The 18,143-nt window shown below is 41.1% G+C and carries 17 protein-coding genes; all 17 read left to right on the forward strand.

The genetic code is table 11. The features are described 5' to 3' along the window. Nucleotides 1-201 precede the first annotated feature (201 nt). The 17 genes from argF (at nt 202) to DXD92_RS17730 (ending at nt 18,019) form a co-directional block, all read left to right on the forward strand. Complete coding sequence (gene argF / locus DXD92_RS17640) at nt 202-1,191, forward strand: ornithine carbamoyltransferase (protein ID WP_118641177.1); 990 nt, start codon at nt 202-204, stop codon at nt 1,189-1,191. A gap of 166 nt (nt 1,192-1,357) precedes the next feature. Then, on the forward strand, nt 1,358-2,350 hold the full coding sequence (locus DXD92_RS17645; RefSeq protein WP_118641179.1) for a biotin--[acetyl-CoA-carboxylase] ligase: 993 nt from the start codon (nt 1,358-1,360) through the stop codon (nt 2,348-2,350). Nucleotides 2,351-2,382: 32 nt separating this feature from the next. Then, nucleotides 2,383-2,766, forward strand: a complete 384-nt coding sequence (locus DXD92_RS17650) for a DUF6145 family protein (RefSeq protein WP_117510128.1) — start codon at nt 2,383-2,385, stop codon at nt 2,764-2,766. Continuing rightward, on the forward strand, nt 2,756-3,754 hold the full coding sequence (dusB, locus tag DXD92_RS17655) for a tRNA dihydrouridine synthase DusB (protein ID WP_243104944.1): 999 nt from the start codon (nt 2,756-2,758) through the stop codon (nt 3,752-3,754). The genes DXD92_RS17650 and dusB overlap by 11 nt, the downstream gene beginning before the upstream one ends. 119 nt (nt 3,755-3,873) lie before the next feature. After that, nucleotides 3,874-5,268 carry an MATE family efflux transporter gene (locus DXD92_RS17660; RefSeq protein WP_118641181.1) on the forward strand — a complete coding sequence of 465 codons (1,395 nt, stop codon included), beginning with the start codon at nt 3,874-3,876 and terminating at the stop codon, nt 5,266-5,268. Nucleotides 5,269-5,500: 232 nt separating this feature from the next. Then, the gene (greA, locus tag DXD92_RS17665; protein WP_022461080.1) at nt 5,501-5,983 is read left to right on the forward strand and encodes a transcription elongation factor GreA; all 483 of its coding nucleotides are present in this window, start codon (nt 5,501-5,503) and stop codon (nt 5,981-5,983) included. Nucleotides 5,984-6,011: 28 nt separating this feature from the next. Continuing rightward, the gene (gene lysS, locus DXD92_RS17670) at nt 6,012-8,048 is read left to right on the forward strand and encodes a lysine--tRNA ligase (RefSeq protein WP_118641183.1); all 2,037 of its coding nucleotides are present in this window, start codon (nt 6,012-6,014) and stop codon (nt 8,046-8,048) included. A 249-nt stretch (nt 8,049-8,297) separates the two neighbouring features. Next, entirely contained in the window at nt 8,298-8,567 is a 270-nt protein-coding gene (locus tag DXD92_RS17675) for a DUF6462 family protein (RefSeq protein WP_118633605.1), read from the forward strand. After that, the gene (locus DXD92_RS17680) at nt 8,557-8,784 is read left to right on the forward strand and encodes an excisionase (protein WP_118641185.1); all 228 of its coding nucleotides are present in this window, start codon (nt 8,557-8,559) and stop codon (nt 8,782-8,784) included. The genes DXD92_RS17675 and DXD92_RS17680 overlap by 11 nt, the downstream gene beginning before the upstream one ends. A 14-nt stretch (nt 8,785-8,798) precedes the next feature. Next, nucleotides 8,799-9,182: a TnpV protein gene (locus tag DXD92_RS17685; RefSeq protein WP_118641187.1), complete on the forward strand. Its 384-nt coding sequence runs from the start codon at nt 8,799-8,801 to the stop codon at nt 9,180-9,182. Nucleotides 9,183-9,400: 218 nt separating this feature from the next. Further along, complete coding sequence (locus DXD92_RS17695; protein WP_173724861.1) at nt 9,401-9,700, forward strand: hypothetical protein; 300 nt, start codon at nt 9,401-9,403, stop codon at nt 9,698-9,700. Between the two features lie 701 nt (nt 9,701-10,401). After that, on the forward strand, nt 10,402-10,812 hold the full coding sequence (locus tag DXD92_RS17705; protein WP_118641205.1) for a single-stranded DNA-binding protein: 411 nt from the start codon (nt 10,402-10,404) through the stop codon (nt 10,810-10,812). A 101-nt stretch (nt 10,813-10,913) separates the two neighbouring features. After that, nucleotides 10,914-11,120 carry a helix-turn-helix domain-containing protein gene (locus DXD92_RS17710; RefSeq protein WP_118338844.1) on the forward strand — a complete coding sequence of 69 codons (207 nt, stop codon included), beginning with the start codon at nt 10,914-10,916 and terminating at the stop codon, nt 11,118-11,120. 15 nt (nt 11,121-11,135) lie between these two features. Further along, on the forward strand, nt 11,136-13,934 hold the full coding sequence (locus tag DXD92_RS17715; protein WP_118641191.1) for a DNA methyltransferase: 2,799 nt from the start codon (nt 11,136-11,138) through the stop codon (nt 13,932-13,934). A 15-nt stretch (nt 13,935-13,949) separates the two neighbouring features. Next, nucleotides 13,950-14,726, forward strand: a complete 777-nt coding sequence (locus tag DXD92_RS17720; RefSeq protein WP_243104945.1) for a DUF6414 family protein — start codon at nt 13,950-13,952, stop codon at nt 14,724-14,726. After that, on the forward strand, nt 14,713-15,831 hold the full coding sequence (locus tag DXD92_RS17725; RefSeq protein WP_118641193.1) for an AAA family ATPase: 1,119 nt from the start codon (nt 14,713-14,715) through the stop codon (nt 15,829-15,831). Before DXD92_RS17720 ends, DXD92_RS17725 begins: the two co-directional genes overlap by 14 nt. A 238-nt stretch (nt 15,832-16,069) precedes the next feature. Then, nucleotides 16,070-18,019, forward strand: a complete 1,950-nt coding sequence (locus tag DXD92_RS17730) for an AIPR family protein (protein ID WP_158581804.1) — start codon at nt 16,070-16,072, stop codon at nt 18,017-18,019. The last annotated feature ends 124 nt before the right edge of the window (nt 18,020-18,143 follow it).

Consider the following 18,143-nt stretch of genomic DNA (forward strand, 5'->3'; position numbering starts at 1 on the left):
GGAATGCATAAAAATACATATATCATGAATATTATAAAGAAAATGCGTAAAAATATACATTTTCCTCTTGACAGATGAACAGGTCTGTTTCATAATAGAGACTATTCAAGGAAACCAAGGGGGCAAAAAACCTTTTGACCCAACATCACAGTATAGGAAATAATAAAATACACCATATGCAGATATAAGGAGGAACAAACCATGGATTTAAAAGGACGCGATTTTCTGACATTGAAGGATTTTACACCGGAAGAGATTGCCTATCTGCTGGACCTGTCCGCAGAGCTGAAGGAGAAGAAAAAGAAAGGCATTCCGGTGGATACCCTGCGCGGCAAAAACGTTGCGCTGATCTTCGAGAAAACCAGCACCAGAACCCGCTGTTCCTTCGAAGTAGCCGCACACGACCTCGGTATGGGAACAACATACCTTGATCCGACCGGTTCCCAGATCGGCAAAAAAGAGAGCATTAAAGATACAGCCCGTGTTCTTGCCGGTATGTATGAGGGAATTGAGTATCGTGGATTCGGTCAGGAGATTGTAGAAGAGCTGGCAAAATATTCGAAAGTTCCGGTATGGAACGGACTGACGAATGAGTATCATCCGACACAGATGCTCGCCGACATGCTGACGATCAAGGAAGAATTCGGCCATTTAAAAGGCATCAAATTCGTTTACATGGGCGATGCCCGTTACAATATGGGAAATTCCCTGATGATTGCATCTGCCAAGATGGGAATGGATTTTGTGGCCTGTGCACCGAAGAAATACTTCCCGAACGCAGAGCTTGTGGCTCAGTGTGAGGAGTATGCAAAGGAGAGCGGTGCAACCATCACCCTCACCGAGGACGTAAAAGAGGGAACAAAAGATGCCGATGTTATCTACACCGATGTCTGGGTATCTATGGGTGAGCCGGACAGCGTATGGGAGGAGAGAATCCACGATCTGACTCCGTACCGTGTCACAAAAGAAGCAATGGCAAATGCAAAAGATACCGCCGTATTCCTGCACTGCCTGCCGTCCTTCCACGATCTGAAAACAAAGATCGGAAAAGAGATCCACGACCGCTACGGCCTGAATGAGATGGAAGTAACCGATGAGGTGTTTGAATCTGCGCAGTCGAGAGTATTCGAAGAAGCAGAGAACCGTATGCATACGATCAAAGCAGTTATGGCAGCGACTCTCGGAGCATAAAGTTTTGGGTGGAAAAACCGGAATAGACTGTGTATAATAGAATAACGAAGAAACACGCACAGCAGCGCTGCGGAAAACTCTTCCGCAGCGCTGCTGTTGAATTTACGAAACGAAGAAAGCGTGCTTCTTATGTGAGAAAGCGACACAGGGAGTGTGAAGATACGATATGCTGGAAAATAAGAGAGCCGAGACGCTGCGCCTTCTGCGGGAATCCGGGAAAAATGTTTCCGGACAGGAGCTGTGTGAACATTTTGGGATTTCCCGCACCGCAGTATGGAAAATGATGAATCAGTTGAAAGAAGAAGGATACGAAATTGAGGCCGTTCAGAATAAGGGATACCGTCTGTTAAATGAGCCGGATCTCGTAACGAAGGATGAGCTGGAAAGCCGCACGCATACGAAATATGTCGGACAGACGGTTTATTACAGCCGCGAGGTGGATTCGACAAACACGTGGGCGAAGCGGTTGGCGGAAGAGAGTGCGCCGAACGGCACCCTGACAACAGCCGAGACGCAGACCGCCGGAAAAGGCCGCCGCGGCAGAGTCTGGAAATCGCCGGAGGGAACCTCTGTTTCGATGTCGATTCTGCTGTATCCGGATCTTGAGCCGGCCAAAGCACCGATGCTGACGATTGTAATGGGACTTGCCGTAGTGCAGGGTGTGCAAAGAGCGCTCGGTGTCGATACGAAAATCAAATGGCCGAACGACGCGGTGCTGAACGGGAAAAAGCTTTGTGGGATCCTGACAGAGATGAGTGCACAGATCGATTACATCAATTATGTTGTCATCGGAACCGGAATCAATGTCAATCAGATGGAATTCCCGGAAGAAATCGCGGAGATTGCGACCTCACTGGCGATAGAAACGGGTCATCCCGTCAACCGGGCGAAAGTGGTCGCAGCAGTGCTGGAGGCATTTGAGGAGGACTATGAAAAATTCCTGGAAGCAGGGGATCTCTCCGGGCTGAAGGAAGCGTATGAGGCTGTGCTTGCAAACAAAAACCAGCCGGTGCGTGTACTCGATCCGAAGGAACCGTTCGAGGGTGTTGCACTTGGCATCACGCCGACCGGTGAGCTGCGCGTGCAAAAAGAGGACGGAACGATCGCTGAGGTGCATTCCGGCGAGGTTTCGGTGCGAGGCTTATACAGCTACGTATAGAGGGAACGGAAAAGGAAGAGAAAGGAAAAATTATGTATTCAGATAATGAAAAAGTAGTGCTTTGCGGAGCAAGTGCATACGAACAGAAATATTATTTTAACCAGGATTTTGCATCCCTGCCACAGTCTGTGCAGGATGAACTTCATGTTATGTGTGTTATGTTTACAGTGGAAATCGGCGGTATTTTTACCATGTGGTTCGACAGCGACGGAAGTCTGCAGTTTGAGACAGAGGCCGTAGACGCAGATGCGATGTACGACGAGATCGGCGGCGCGCTTCGGATTAAGCAGTATCAGGAAGAAAAAAAGGAGCTGCTGGAATCCCTGGAGCTGTATTACCGCGTTTTCTTCCTCGGTGAGGAGGTGCCGGAGGAGGCGCTGATGGAAGAGGACGGAGAGAAGCCGAATGGAAAATAAGAAACGTACACTGCAAAAGATGCCGCCACTGAAAATCGGAAACGTGGAGATGCCAAACCCACTCGTGCTTGCACCGATGGCGGGGGTGACGGATCTGCCGTTTCGTGTTCTGTGCAAGGAGCAGGGCGCGGGCCTGATCTGTATGGAAATGGTGAGCGCGAAGGCAATTTTATATAAGAATAAAAATACCGAGGATCTGATGACGATCGATCCGGGTGAGCATCCGGTGTCCCTGCAGCTTTTCGGCAGTGATTCGGAGATTTTGGGGCAGATTGCCGCTCAGATCGAAGAAAGGCCGTTTGATATTCTGGATTTTAATATGGGCTGTCCGGTGCCAAAGGTTGTCAATAACGGCGAAGGCTCGGCCCTTATGAAGGATCCGCATCTGGTGAGGCAAATCGTGACAAGCATGGTAAAGGCAGTGAAAAAGCCTGTAACCGTAAAGATTCGAAAGGGCTTTAATGAAGAATCGGCGAATGCTGTGGAAATTGCGAAGATCCTCGAGGACTGCGGAGTGGCCGCAATTGCGGTTCATGGAAGAACGAGAGCGCAGTTTTATTCCGGAAAAGCAGACTGGGATATCATCCGCCGGGTAAAAGAGGCAGTCTCGATTCCGGTTATCGGAAACGGCGATGTGACAGATGCGGCGAGTGCCGAGGCACTGGTGGAGCAGACCGGCTGTGACGGAATCATGATCGGACGCGGCGCGGAAGGAAATCCGTGGATTTTTAAACAGATTCTTCATTATATGCAAACAGGCGAAACGCTTGCAAGGCCGACCCAGCATGAGGTAAAAGAAATGATGCTCCGCCATGCACGGATGCAGGTGGAATACAAAGGCGGCGCGATCGGCATCCGCGAGATGCGCAAGCATGTTGCATGGTATACGGCAGGCTTTCCGCATTCGGCAAAGCTGCGCGCGGCGATCAATCAGGTGGAGAGCCTGCAGGCGCTGGAACAGATGCTGAATGAGTGGGAACGAGGATAAAAACAAGTCAAAAAAGTACCTATGATATGCCAATATTGATATATCAGGGGTGCTTTTTTTATGCTATACTGATAAACAGAGGTATTGGGACAAAAAACACAAAAGAGGGAGTGTAGTGTATGACTATGAAGGAACTTTTCGCACCGTCCGACATGACGGTGGGAAAGCCGTGGGAAAAGATTGTAGCTTTTACAATCCCTATGCTGATCGGCAACATTGCCCAGCAGCTCTACAACACGGTTGACAGTATTGTAATCGGAAAATATGTCGGGGACAACGCGCTTGCGGCAGTTGGAAGCGCCAGCCCGATCTTAAACCTGCTTCTGGTTCTGTTCGTCGGAATTTCTGTCGGCGCCGGCGTCATGGTGTCGCAGTATTTTGGAGCAAGACAAAGAAAAGAGCTTTCGATGACGATCGGAAACTGCGTCACGCTGACAGCAATTTCTTCCATCATTATTATGATTCTGGGAGCCGTCCTCTCAAGACCGCTGCTGGAAATGCTGAAAACACCGGATTCTATCATCGACTGGTGTACCTCGTATCTGGTGATCCTGATGGTGGGCTGTGCCGGCAGTGCGTACTATAACATTCTATGTGGTATCCTTCGCGGACTCGGCGATTCGATTTCGGCGCTGATTTATCTGCTGGTGGCAACGGTCATCAACATTGTATTGGATATTGTGTTCGTTTCCCAGTTCCACATGGGCGTTGCCGGAGTTGCATACGCGACCGTGATTGCGCAGGCAATTTCTGCAGTACTCTGCATGTGGCGTCTGATGCGTATGACCGACATTTTTGATTTCAGACCCAAATATCTGAAAATGAAAAAACAGTATTCGATGGAAATTATCCGCCTTGGTCTGCCGTCCGGTATTACCCAGGCGATCTTCTCCATGGCGATGGTTATCGTACAGTCGCTGACCAACAGCTTCGGTGAAATGGTTATCGCCGCGAATGTTATCATCATGCGTGTCGATGGCTTTGCAATGATGCCGAACTTTTCGTTTGGTACCGCGATGACAACGTATGCCGGTCAGAATGTCGGTGCACGCCGTATGGACCGCGTAGAGCAGGGTGCAAAACAGGGAACACTGGTTGCAGTCGGAACCTCAACGACCATTACCCTTTTAATTGTTATTTTCGGCCATCATCTGATGGGAATCTTTACGAATACCACAGAGCTCGTAACATTAAGTGCCAATATGATGAAGATCCTTGCGGTCGGCTATATTGCCATGGCAATAACACAGTCGCTTTCCGGCGTCATGCGTGGAGCAGGCGATACGATGACCCCGATGTGGATTTCGATGGTTGTTACCGTTGTAATCCGTGTGCCGCTGGCATACGGTCTGGCCTTTCTGACCAGAACGCCGGAGCTGCCAAACGGACGATATCAGGTACTCTGGATTTCCATGCTGGTAAGCTGGTGCATGGGTGCGCTTCTGACGCTGATTTTCTATAAAAAAGGAAATTGGAAAAAGAAAGCACTGACAGGAAGCTCATCCGAAAAATAAAGGAAAAATAAGAGAAAGATGCAGGAAGGATTTGTGAAAAAGAAAATCTTTCCTGCGTTTCTTTTTTTCTTGACATTCCGTGGGCAATCCTTTATACTACTTTAATTGTTAGGATAGGCGGAGTCTATCCTTATTTCAACCGGGAATACTGAAAATACAGCGCATTTCCGGAGAGTTTACAGAATAAAATCAGATATGACTGGATACAGAAACGATAGAAAGGGTGTATAAAATGGAACAGAAAAAAACGATTCTTACCTATGCCGGCCTGAAAAAACTGGAGGACGAGCTTCATGATCTCAAAGTAAACAAACGTAGAGAAATTGCCGGTAAAATCAAAGAAGCAAGAGAGCAGGGAGACCTTTCCGAGAACGCCGAGTACGATGCAGCAAAAGATGAGCAGCGTGATATCGAGGCAAGAATTGAAGAGATCGAAAAAATCCTGAAAAACGCAGAGGTTGTTGTTGAGGACGAAGTAGATTCTGATAAGATCAATATCGGATGTAAAGTAGACGTACTGGATCTGGAGTATGACGAGGAAATCGAGTTCCAGATCGTTGGTTCCACCGAGGCAAATAGCCTGGAAGGAAAAATTTCCAACGAGTCTCCGGTAGGAAAAGCTCTGATCGGCGCGCACAAGGATGATATTGTCGATGTAGAAACACCGGCCGGAATTATGCAGTACAAAGTACTTTCTATCCAGAGAAATATCTAAAAAATACAAAGAAAAGGGAGTGAAGAGATTGGCACAGCAGACACAGGAACAGGACATTAACCACTTACTGAAGGTTCGCCGCGAGAAACTTGCAGAGCTGCAGCAGAACGGAAGAGACCCGTTCCAGATTACAAAGTTCGATCAGACACATCATTCGCTTGAGGTGAAAGGTCTTTACGAGGCACATGAGACTGAGCTGTTAAAAGACCGCCAGGAGCCGAACGTAGAGGGAATGGATGAGGAGCAGGCGAAAGAAGCTCTTAAAAAGGATTACGAAGAGAGAAGAAATATCATGGACGCAAGCCCGATCCATGTGGCAATTGCAGGACGTATGATGTTTAAGCGAGTCATGGGCAAGGCATCTTTCTGCAATATTCAGGATTTACAGGGAAACATCCAGGTATACGTTGCAAGAGATGCGATCGGAACAGAGTCTTACGCTGATTTTAAAAAATCGGATATCGGTGATATCTTCGGAGTGGAAGGATTTGCTTTCAGAACAAGAACAGGTGAGATTTCTATCCATGCAGAGAAGGTGACACTCCTCTCCAAGAGCTTACAGATCCTCCCGGAGAAGTTCCACGGTCTGACAGATGTAGATACCCGTTACCGTCAGAGATATGTAGACCTGATCATGAACACAGAGTCTAAAGATACCTTTATCAAGCGTTCCAAGATTCTCAGTGCGATCCGCAAGTACTTAAGCGGAGAAGGATTCATGGAAGTTGAGACTCCAATGCTTGTACAGAACGCAGGTGGAGCAGCGGCAAGACCGTTCGAGACACATTTCAATGCCCTGAACGAAGATCTGAAGCTTCGTATTTCCCTTGAGCTGTACCTGAAGAGACTGATCGTCGGAGGACTCGAGAAGGTGTATGAGATCGGACGTGTATTCCGTAATGAGGGTCTTGATACAAGACATAACCCGGAGTTCACTCTGATGGAGCTTTACCAGGCATTTACAGATTACCACGGCATGATGGATCTGACAGAGAACCTGTATCGTTTTGTCGCACAGGAAGTGCTCGGAACGACACAGATCGTATACAAGGGAATCCCGATGGATCTCGGCAAGCCGTTCGAGCGTATCACAATGGTTGACGCAGTGAAGAAGTACGCAGGCGTTGACTGGAATGAAGTTGAGACTCTGGAGCAGGCAAGAGAACTTGCAAAAGAGCATAATATTGAGTTTGAAGAGAGACATAAAAAAGGTGATATCCTGAATCTCTTCTTTGAGGAGTTTGTAGAGGAGCATCTGCTTCAGCCGACGTTCGTTATGGACCACCCGGTTGAGATCTCGCCGCTGACGAAGAAAAAGCCAGAAAATCCAGAATATGTAGAGCGTTTCGAGTTCTTCATGAATGGATGGGAAATGGCAAATGCTTACTCTGAGCTGAACGACCCGATCGACCAGAGAGAACGTTTTAAAGCCCAGGAAGAACTGCTTGCACAGGGCGATGATGAAGCCAATACAACAGATGAAGACTTCATGAACGCACTGGAGATCGGTATGCCGCCGACCGGTGGTATTGGATTCGGCATTGACCGTATGTGTATGCTTCTGACAGGCGCGGAGGCAATCAGAGACGTGCTGCTCTTCCCGACAATGAAGTCACTGGACGCTGATAAGAAATCTGCGAAGTCAGAAAATAGCACTTCCACAGCAGCACCGGAGAAAGAAGAAGTTATCGACTTCTCCAAGGTAAAGGTAGAGCCTTTATTTGAGGAAGAGGTAGATTTTGATACATTCAGCAAGTCAGACTTCCGTGCAGTAAAGGTGAAAGAGTGTGTTGCAGTACCGAAGTCAAAGAAACTGTTACAGTTCACTCTTGATGACGGAACAGGTATTGATAGAACAATCCTTTCTGGTATTCATGCATATTACGAACCAGAAGAATTAGTTGGAAAGACACTTATTGCGATCACTAACCTGCCACCGAGAGCCATGATGGGAATTGAATCCTGTGGAATGCTTCTCAGTGCAATCCATGAGGAAGAGGGCGAAGAAAAACTTCATCTTCTGATGGTTGATAACCATATTCCGGCTGGTGCAAAGCTGTACTAAAATTAAATATAAAATGTCTAAAACCATGATGTCAGACCACAGTTGACAACAATTTGACAACAAAATTTGGGAGAATGATGAATCGTTATGAAGCATGACGAATTTCAGGTGAAAGGGCACAGGTTTGGACAATGAAGTAAGAGCACTTCTTAGAGTTAATCTAAGAGGTGCTTTTTTTCGTCCTTGGAAAGTCACATCCCAGCGGTCAGCTTCTGTAAAACAGTAAATCTAATTTTGGAGGAAAACATCATGGGTAAAAGTTATAAACCAATTACAAGTATGAAAGAAGTACCAGAGCAGCTTAGAAAATTACGCCGACAGTATCTGCGCTATCAACAGGCAGAAATCATTTACAGTATCTCCCATAAGAAACTTTTGGAACTTGCAAGTGATGCAGGTGCGATTTACAGAATAGATGGAACGGTACTGATTAACAAGGATATTTTTGATACTTATCTGGAACGATTTCATGAACCGGCGACAGGAAAAGGCAGGGAGGAAATGATGGATGAGCGGTAATGTATGGCTGTTTTCAGATGAGATTGACGATGAAGATCTGGAATTTATGAGCCATGACTACGTGACCTACAATATGGCATGTGAATATTACAGACTGGGAATCAAGCCCGTAGTTCGTATGGCACATGAAGCCGGAACAGTATATAAGATTGGGAAGAAAGTACTGATTCGTAGAAGTATATTTGAAGCGTATCTGCGAGAGCAGAGGAAGATTTGATAGAGGAGAAGAACATGAGTGAACAGAGAAAAATAATACATGATGATAACAATGGATTGGATTATGTGCTGGTGGGAGATTATTACATGCCGATGTTAGCCTTGCCGGAGGAAAACCGACCGATTGGTTACTGGGGAATACTTCGGAAACAATATCTGAAAAAACATAAATCAGGGATGTATTCTTATCTTTTGTTGACCGGAAAACTGGATCGCTATCTGGCAGATCTTAACGAACAGACACAGGAACGGTATGAGCTGATTGAAGCACAAATGAGAATTGCGGATGGAGTTACCGAGAAACTGAAGAGTCAGAATCCTATGGAATGGGTGCGACAGTGTAACAACATCAGGAATCGTGTGCAGGAAATTGTATTGAGTGAATTGGTATATGTATAGGAGGAGCGTATGAGATACAGGATTGAATATGCAGATGGAAGATGCTGCAATTTTGCAAACAGCAGAAAAGATTTACTGGATTAGTTGAAACTGTTGAAAGATGAACAAATTGTTGATATTCGTAAAATATATAAAAGTGGTGTTACCGATTCAGTTCTGGATAGTTACCGGATTTATCTGAAACAGTGAGATAACATGGAAAGGGCAGGTATAAATCTATGAAATTGACAAAGGAGATTGAAGAATTTATCAGTCTAACAATAACAGAGCACATGGGGAAAGAGTATGCAGACTGGAAAATGAAACAGCAATCTGTGACAGAGCCAGATAAAGTTGAAGAAGAATATGAAAAGGTAATTGCTTCATTATCACCAGAACAGGAAGAGGCAATTACAAAATACTGTGATGCCATATTCAGTAGTGGAGCAGATACAGAAGAATTTTTTTATCGTCTGGGGCTGAAAGATGGATTGAAATTAAAGAAAGTAATAAAAAGTATATTGAAATCTCTTTCGTAAGTAAGAAAGTAAATTGAAGAAGCATTGGCTGCAATAGTGGTTGATGCTTCTTTTTTGATTTTTTCAAAATCATCTGACATTCTCTGCTTTCCCATGTGTGATTAGTAGGAAAAATAAATTTTTCTGCGAAAGTACCGTCCAAACGCTCTCTGAAACTTGCAATTAGTGAGGAAATATTTCACTTATGCGAAAAAACTTGCAAAAGAGGGTTGGTAAATACTGTTTCCAACGCTTTATAGGTAGAGGAACAATTATTTTTCAAAAATTCTTCAAAATCATGTCCGTTTTTGTTCGTCCCAGTACAGAGTATGTGAAGGGACTAATGAAATTAAAAGAAAAAATGATAAAAATGCAAAAAAATATCACGATTCTTTTGCATCATGTTAAGTTATTTGACTTTAGTAATTAGAGGACGTTTTGGAATGTTCCTTCGCTGAACCTTGACAATTGATAAGTGCACCCTGGAAGCCTACCAGGAGTTCTGCCATGACCTTTCTTTTTCTGGAAGCAAGCGGAATCATAATGACACTCCCGATGATGGGCGGCTGACCGGAGCCTTATGGTCAGTGTCCTGCTGATGCAGGCAGAGGCAGTCTGAGACGGCTGCAGGTGACAGGGAAACGCACACCAGGCCGCTGATGAAAAATGAAACTGATAACAATGTTTACAGGGTGAAATGCCCGGAAAGGATGGTAACGATTATGAATAAAGTGATTTTAATGGGAAGACTGACAAAGAACCCGGAGATTAAATATGCCGGGAAAGATAATGATATGGCAGTAGCAAGATATACACTTGCGGTAAACAGAAGGTATAAACGTGACGGTGAGCAGGAAGCAGATTTTATTTCTTGTGTCACATTCGGAAAGAGTGCAGAATTTGCACAGAAATATCTTCATAAGGGAATGAGGATTGTAATTGGCGGTCGTATCAGTACTGGCAGTTATAAGGACAAAGACGGGAAGACAATTTATACCACAGATGTGGTTGTGGAAGAACATGAATTTGCTCAGAACAAGGACAGCGGTGCCGAAGCGAATTTGTCAGGAACAGAGAAAACAGATGAAGACGGATTCATAGAAGTACCAGATGGTGAGCTCCCATTTGACTAATCCGAAATAAATGGTTGGAGATATCAAAAATTACAGGTATTTAACCTAACGAAATCGTGATATAATCAAAATATGTTTATATGAAAAATATGGAGGCGCTTATGGGCGTAAGTTATAACAGATTATGGAAAATGCTCATAGATAAAAATATGAAGCGGATAGAGATGCAGTACCTTACCGGGATTAGTGGTAATATTCTTGCCCGAATGGGAAAAAATCAGTATGTCTCAATGGAAACGATTGAGAAAATCTGCAAGAAACTGGACTGCACCGTTGATGAGATGATGGAATTTACAGATGAAAAGTAACAGGAGGGTGCCACAATGACAGATGCACAACAAAGAGCAGCAGCGAAAGCATTTGCAAAAAACTGGAAAGACCGTGGATATGAAAAGGGAGACAGCCAGATTTTCTGGGTGGAGCTTCTGACAATGGTATTTGGTGTAACTGAAATATCACAGTTTATTTCCTTTGAGGATCAGGTACATCTTGATCACACCAGTTTTATTGACGGGTATATTGAGAAAACTCATGTAATGATTGAACAGAAAAGTATCAACAAGAGCCTGACGGCTGCTATCCGGCAGTCTGATGGCTCTATGCTGACACCCTTTGAACAGGCAAAAAGATATTCTTCTGAACTGCCATATTCAAAAAGACCAAGATGGATTGTAACTAGCAATTTTCAGTCATTTTATATTTATGACATGGAAAAGCCGGGCGGTGATCCGGAGATTATCCAGTTGGAGAACCTGGAAAAAGAATATTATCGGTTACAGTTCCTTGTGGACGAGGGAAACACAAATCTTCAGAGAGAAATGGAAGTTTCCATTGCCGCAGGTGAAATTGTAGGGTTGCTGTATGATGCACTGGCAAAACAATATGCCGATCCAACAACAGAGCGTGCAATGAAAAGTCTGAATATCCTTTGTGTCAGAATGGTATTCTGCCTGTATGCAGAGGATGCCGGCATTTTCGGACAGCATGGTATGTTCCATGATTATCTGGAAGAATTTGATGCAAGAAAAATGAGAAAAGCAATGATCGAACTTTTCCAGATCCTTGATACAAAGCCGGAGGATAGAGATCCTTATTTGAAAGATGATAACCCACAGCTTGCAGTTTTTCCGTATGTAAATGGTGGACTTTTTGCAAATGAAGATATTGAGATTCCGCCTTTTACGGATGAAATCAGAAATCTTTTATTAGAAAAAGCATCAGCAGATTTTGACTGGTCAGAAATCAGTCCGACCATATTTGGCGCTGTGTTCGAGAGTACGTTGAATCCAGAGACAAGACGCTCCGGCGGTATGCATTACACCAGCATTGAGAATATTCACAAGGTCATTGATCCACTGTTTCTGGATGATCTGAAAAATGAGCTGAAAGAAATTCAGCAGATAACCGTGCAGAGAACAAAAGATAAAAAGCTGAGAGACTTCCAGACGAAGCTGGCAAATCTCCGGTGGCTTGATCCGGCATCGGGAAGTGGAAATTTCCTTACGGAAACATATATCAGTATACGGCGATTGGAGAACGAAGTCATAAAAGAATTGCAGAGAGGACAGATTACTTTTGGCTTTGATGAATCCTCACCAATCCACGTTTCTATTGATCAGTTTTATGGAATTGAGATTAATGATTTTGCTGTTACAGTTGCCAAGACTGCTTTATGGATTGCTGAATCACAGATGATGAAAGAAACAGAAGACATCGTTCATATGAATCTGGATTTTTTGCCATTGACGACCAATGCGTTTATTGTAGAAGGTAATGCACTAAAACTGGACTGGGAAAGTATTGTTCCTAAAATGCAGTTATCTTATATCATGGGTAACCCACCATTTGTAGGAACTAAAAATATGAACACTGAGCAGAAAAAGGATGCAAAATTAGTTTTATCAGATTGGAAAAACTATGGAACCTTGGACTACGTTTCTTGCTGGTATAAGAAAGCCGCAGATTTTATTAATAATACGTTGATACATTGTGCCTATGTTTCTACCAATTCAATATGTCAGGGTGAACAAGTTGCAAATTTATGGGAACCGCTTTTTAAAGCAGGTGTGAAAATTGATTTTGCACATAGAACTTTTCAGTGGGATAGCGAAGCTAGTTTAAAGGCACATGTACATTGTGTAATAGTCGGATTTAGCCAGGTGGGTGGAAATGTAAAGAAAATATTCTCTGATGGAAGAATGACATTAGCAAAAAATATAAATCCATATCTTGTTGATGCGGATAATGTTTTCATTGTAAGTAGAAAAACGCCAATTTCTGATGTACCTAAAATGTATATTGGCTGTGAGATGAAAGACGATGGAAACTATGTTATGACGGAAGATGAAAAAAATATATTTCTACAAAATGAGCCGCAGGCGGAAAAATATATACATCCTTATATGATGGGAAAAGATTTTATTGCGAGAAAATCGAGATATTGCCTTTGGCTGAAAGATATATTGCCATCGGAGTTAAAAAAATATCCTAAAATTATGGAACGTGTAAAGAACGTTCGTGAATTTCGATTAAGTTGTCCAAGTCCTGATACTAATCATTATGCTGACAAGCCGACATTTCCAGTTCGACTCCGATATTATAGCGAAGACAGAATAAATCCGGCGTTAGCATTACCGAAAGTATCTTCACAAAATCGAAGATATATTCCGATGGAAGTAATCGATGCTGATGTTATTGCTGGAAGTAAATTGTTTTTGATACCGGACATTTCTCTGTATCATTTTGGTGTATTGACATCGAATGTTCATATGGCGTGGATGCGAACAGTTTGTGGCAGATTAAAGAGCGATTATAGTTATGCAAGTAATGTGGTATATAATACATTTCCATGGCCAGAGCCGACCGCTCAGCAACGGCAAAAAATCGAACAGACTGCACAGGCAATCCTTGATGCCAGAGCATTATATCCGGATAGCAGCCTTGCAGATCTTTATGATGAACTGACCATGCCGCCGGAACTGCGAAAAGCACATCGCCAGAATGATATGGCAGTCATGCAGGCATACGGATTCACAAAAGGCAGTGAAGCCTATAAAAGCGAAGCTGCCTGTGTTGCAGAACTGATGCAAAGATATCAGAAATTGTGCGAGGAACAGAAATAGTAAGGAGCAGAAAAGTTGAAAAATAATAACATTGAGAAAACAGAGTTTCTAAAAATAGTATATTTTGATGAAGCTGCTGCACAGGATTATGTTGATGTTACCAATGGAGGACGGCTTGATTGGTCAACGCAGGAAAATAAAGAAAAAATAGCTAAAATAGTTGCTGAAATTGAAGCTCAGGCCAAAAGTGGCTTTAATATTTTGAATTATATTAAAGCAACATTTCAGGGAAAGGTTGATGCCAGTGCTTCCGCTGAGCTGACTAGCGCTTTTGATAAAACAATAAAAAATACGTTGCTTACAGATTATATACAGGCAGCATCGGAAGATGAACATGTAAAAAAATTTGAGAATAGTGGTGTTTATGCACCGGAAAATTCTGTAACATTGTATAAAATGATTAGTTCGTATTTGACAATTGTGCCTAAAGAAGAAATGCCAATAGATATGGAAAAATTAAATGAGGCAATATTAGGTGAACGAGGTTATTATGATATGTTGTTAAAGACAGAGAAAGAGCGGAAAAACTTATTAAGATTTAATCTTAAAGCATTTAAAAATAATTATAACCTTGTCGATTTAAGTAAAATGAAATTGACATATTTTGGAATAAAGGTTGGAACTTGTGGAGAAAATCATTTATCAATTGATAAAGAGTTTGAGTTTCAACCAGTAGAAGAAAAGACTACAGCAGAAGAAATTGTTGAGGGAGAAAAGTCTGCTGATGAAAGAGAAAAAGAATTAGATGTTTATGATATAGTATTGGCAGGTGTGGTACGTGAAGAAGATTGAAATTTTTGTAGGATCTGATTCTGCTTTTGAAAAGATTGTTCCGAAAAGTGCAAGAAATCTTAGTGAAATGGCAGCGAAACTTGATGATGGTAATAAAAAAATGGATGTGTTTGTTAACATTCCAGGGCAGCCAGAACCAAAGCCTAAGAAAAAGAAGAAACTAAGAGTTCAAGATTTTGTTATTCATGCAGACGAGTATTGCAGTGTTCAAGAACATGTTATTATAAACTTTATAAATTTTATTTTCCAAATGTCCATAACAAATATGTACATTCAAAATCCACCGAAAAATATTCGAGAGCAGATATATCGAACATTTGATAAAAGTATTATTCATGAAACGCAACAGCCATATTTGGAAGTTTCAAAGGAAATGATACAAACATTTAACAGCCAATATAGTGAAAGAGTAATTGGTCAGGAAAGAGCAAAAAAGAAATTGCTTCAGGCAATATATCCTTTGGTAGATGGTAAGCAGAGTAAGCCTGTTGTAATATTGTTATATGGAGATTCAGGGCTTGGAAAGACGGAATCCGCACAGTATATGGCAGAATTGATGGGTGGAAAATTATTAAGAAAACAGTTCTCCATGTATCAGAATAATGAGTCAGCCAATTACATTTTTGGTGGAAGATATAACGAGAAAAGCTTTGCACAAGATCTTTTGGCTAGAGAAACAAATGTATTGTTGTTTGATGAGTTTGATAAAGCTTTATCTGTATTTCATAGTGCATTTTATCAATTATTTGATGAGGGGATTTATGAAGATCATAATTACAAAGTGGTAGTAAATAAGGCAATTATTGTGTGTACTTCAAATTACAAAACAATTGATGAGATAAAAGAACATCTGGGATTGCCTATATATAACCGTTTTGACTCAATTATTAAATTTGCTGATTTACCAGATATGGCAAAAGAAAAAATTGCGGAGAGGGAAATAGAAAGGTTAAAGAAAGATTATGGTATCGAAGACAGAGAGCTGTTCGACAAAATAAAGAAAGGTGCAGTTACTCAATCAAATGCAAGAGAAATAAAACATTTGATTAAAGATACTTTTTCACTTGTAGTACTCAAAAAAATATGTGGTGAAACGGAAATATAATTCTCTTAGCGAAGCTAAAAGCGCACTTCTATACAGGTGATTGCATCTGCCTGTATCGTGTGACCTGCGGTGCTATTCCTGGATTTGAAAAATTTCAATCCAAGGATATAGCGAAATCATAGATTTCGGGCAAAGGAATTTCCTTTGTGGTGAAAGTGAATATCTAGGTGAAAAAAATGGTGCTAAAACATATTACATGGTAGTATATATAATAAAACTAAAGAAAATAGGTGAAAGAATGTCTGAAAATAAAGTTAGAATACTTGTCGATAATTTTTATAAGGATTTTGCTGGATTGCCAAATCATAGAGCAATAGTAAGAAATAACACACCAGAGGATGCGTTTACATTAGCTATTTTAAAAATAATGTATGGTGAAACATTAGATTGTAAAATTTCACCAGAAAATGTTGATAAAATATCTAAAATTATTGTTGCTCCTCCAGACAGCGGTATTGATTTATTTATTGAGACTGAGGATGGAGATGAATACTATTATGATATTATTCAGTCTAAATACACAGAGTTAACAGAAGAAGAGATAAGAGTATGCTTTTTGGAAATGCATGATGCTATTAGGAGGTATTTGAAAAATCCTAATAGTGTCCAGTCAAATTTGCGAGATATAATTTCAGAAACAAATTTTAATTCTTCGTTCAAAAATAATTGTACATATTATGTTTATCATACAGGAATATTGAATTATGGAAAAAATTTTAAGGCAAATGAAAAAATAGTAACAATAAATGAAATGGAAGTTGTACTAGAGAGTCTGGGGCGAGAGGACCATATTTTAAAGGTTCCTTATGCAGAGTTCACTTCGGATATGTTTAATAATTATATTCTTTATGAGAATTCGTCAGATAATGCGATGCTTTGCAATATAAGAGGATATGATTTGGCTGTTTTATGCAATAAATATGTGAGTTCTTCAATGGGAAGAAATATTTTATTTGGTCAGAATCTAAGAGACTCTTTAGACCAGAAAAAATCTAAAACGTACGAAGCAATGATGAAAACCATAAAAAATGAACCAGAACGATTTTGGAATTATAATAACGGAATAACTATTCTTTGCGAAGAATTAGATGCACATCGTAAGGGCCGTAATGGAGATGTTGATTTAATTGAGATTACTAATTTTTCAATTATTAATGGTGCACAAACTACAAACACATTAGGAGCATATTTGCGAAATGCATTAATTAACAATGAACCGGATGAAATAGAGCAGTTAAAAAAAGTATATGTTCTTGTGAGAATAATGCAGGTTAATAATGAAAAGCTTAGTGGTAATATTTCTATTTATAATAATTTACAGAATCCAATGTCTTCAAGAGATATGGTTGCAAATAATACTGAGCAAAAAGAATTGCAGAGAATGTGTATGACAGGTGAAGCTCCGAATATATTTGTAGAGATAAGAAGAGGTCAGACTGTTCCGCCACAACCAAGATTCGAAAAACATCAAAGAATCACCAATGAGGAACTTGCACAGTTAGCGTTTGCTGCTTTTTTACAATCACCATTTACAGCAAAAGATAAGAAAAAGACACTTTTTAATAAAGATGCTTCAGATACAGAATATTTAGTTAATGCTTATTATGATCAAATATTTTATCTTTCTGAAGAAGATGATAAGAAAGGTGTTTTATTTCAAAAGAGTAAGGAAGAAATTGATGAAGCATTGTTTGTTAAATATTTATATATTCAAGCAAGAAATAAAATGAAAAAGAGTTACGATGAGAGAATCGCAAAATGCAATGAGCATATATCCGCCAGTTGGGGAAACATTGAACAGCAGCAAAAGATGATTCAATTAAATCAGAGATATAAAGAGGTGAATAATACATGTATGTTTTATTGTATTGCTTTATATTTTACGCTTAAAGATAATTACGGGACTATCGGCGAGAAAAATACATTTGATTATTTTAGTTTTTATAGAGATAATCGAAATTCATCATACAAAGATGAAATAATTGATTATTTTGCAAATAAATTTTTACAGGCTACTGTAAAAATAATGTCTAAATTACTTGCCGCTTCTGGTAGTGGAAGTGCAACTAACTGGTTGAAGAAAGCACAAAGTCAAACAGATTTTTTTGATACATTATCTGAAGAAATGGCTGGAGATCTTACATATCAGGAGATGTATACAGATTTTGTAAAGAGATTTACTATATAATCTATTAAAAATTTAATAAGTATAACTTAGATTGAAGTTTTGAAATTTAGGAAATCATTTTAGTTTTTATAATAATGCATATTCCGCAAGAACTGCGCATCCGTTCCAGAGGAACGGAGCGCCA

Origin of the sequence: Blautia sp. TM10-2 (genome assembly GCF_003480845.1) — a bacterium.
Lineage (GTDB): Bacteria > Bacillota > Clostridia > Lachnospirales > Lachnospiraceae > Fusicatenibacter > Fusicatenibacter saccharivorans.

Coding starts and splice junctions, on each gene's coding strand:
- DXD92_RS17680 (WP_118641185.1), top strand. CDS start 8,557: ATGAGCGGTAATGTATGGCTGTTTTCAGATGAGATTGACGATGAAGAT.
- DXD92_RS17730 (WP_158581804.1), top strand. CDS start 16,070: ATGTCTGAAAATAAAGTTAGAATACTTGTCGATAATTTTTATAAGGAT.
- argF (WP_118641177.1), top strand. CDS start 202: ATGGATTTAAAAGGACGCGATTTTCTGACATTGAAGGATTTTACACCG.
- DXD92_RS17660 (WP_118641181.1), top strand. CDS start 3,874: ATGACTATGAAGGAACTTTTCGCACCGTCCGACATGACGGTGGGAAAG.
- DXD92_RS17675 (WP_118633605.1), top strand. CDS start 8,298: ATGGGTAAAAGTTATAAACCAATTACAAGTATGAAAGAAGTACCAGAG.
- DXD92_RS17650 (WP_117510128.1), top strand. CDS start 2,383: ATGTATTCAGATAATGAAAAAGTAGTGCTTTGCGGAGCAAGTGCATAC.
- DXD92_RS17705 (WP_118641205.1), top strand. CDS start 10,402: ATGAATAAAGTGATTTTAATGGGAAGACTGACAAAGAACCCGGAGATT.
- dusB (WP_243104944.1), top strand. CDS start 2,756: ATGGAAAATAAGAAACGTACACTGCAAAAGATGCCGCCACTGAAAATC.
- DXD92_RS17710 (WP_118338844.1), top strand. CDS start 10,914: ATGGGCGTAAGTTATAACAGATTATGGAAAATGCTCATAGATAAAAAT.
- DXD92_RS17685 (WP_118641187.1), top strand. CDS start 8,799: ATGAGTGAACAGAGAAAAATAATACATGATGATAACAATGGATTGGAT.
- DXD92_RS17715 (WP_118641191.1), top strand. CDS start 11,136: ATGACAGATGCACAACAAAGAGCAGCAGCGAAAGCATTTGCAAAAAAC.
- DXD92_RS17695 (WP_173724861.1), top strand. CDS start 9,401: ATGAAATTGACAAAGGAGATTGAAGAATTTATCAGTCTAACAATAACA.
- DXD92_RS17645 (WP_118641179.1), top strand. CDS start 1,358: ATGCTGGAAAATAAGAGAGCCGAGACGCTGCGCCTTCTGCGGGAATCC.
- greA (WP_022461080.1), top strand. CDS start 5,501: ATGGAACAGAAAAAAACGATTCTTACCTATGCCGGCCTGAAAAAACTG.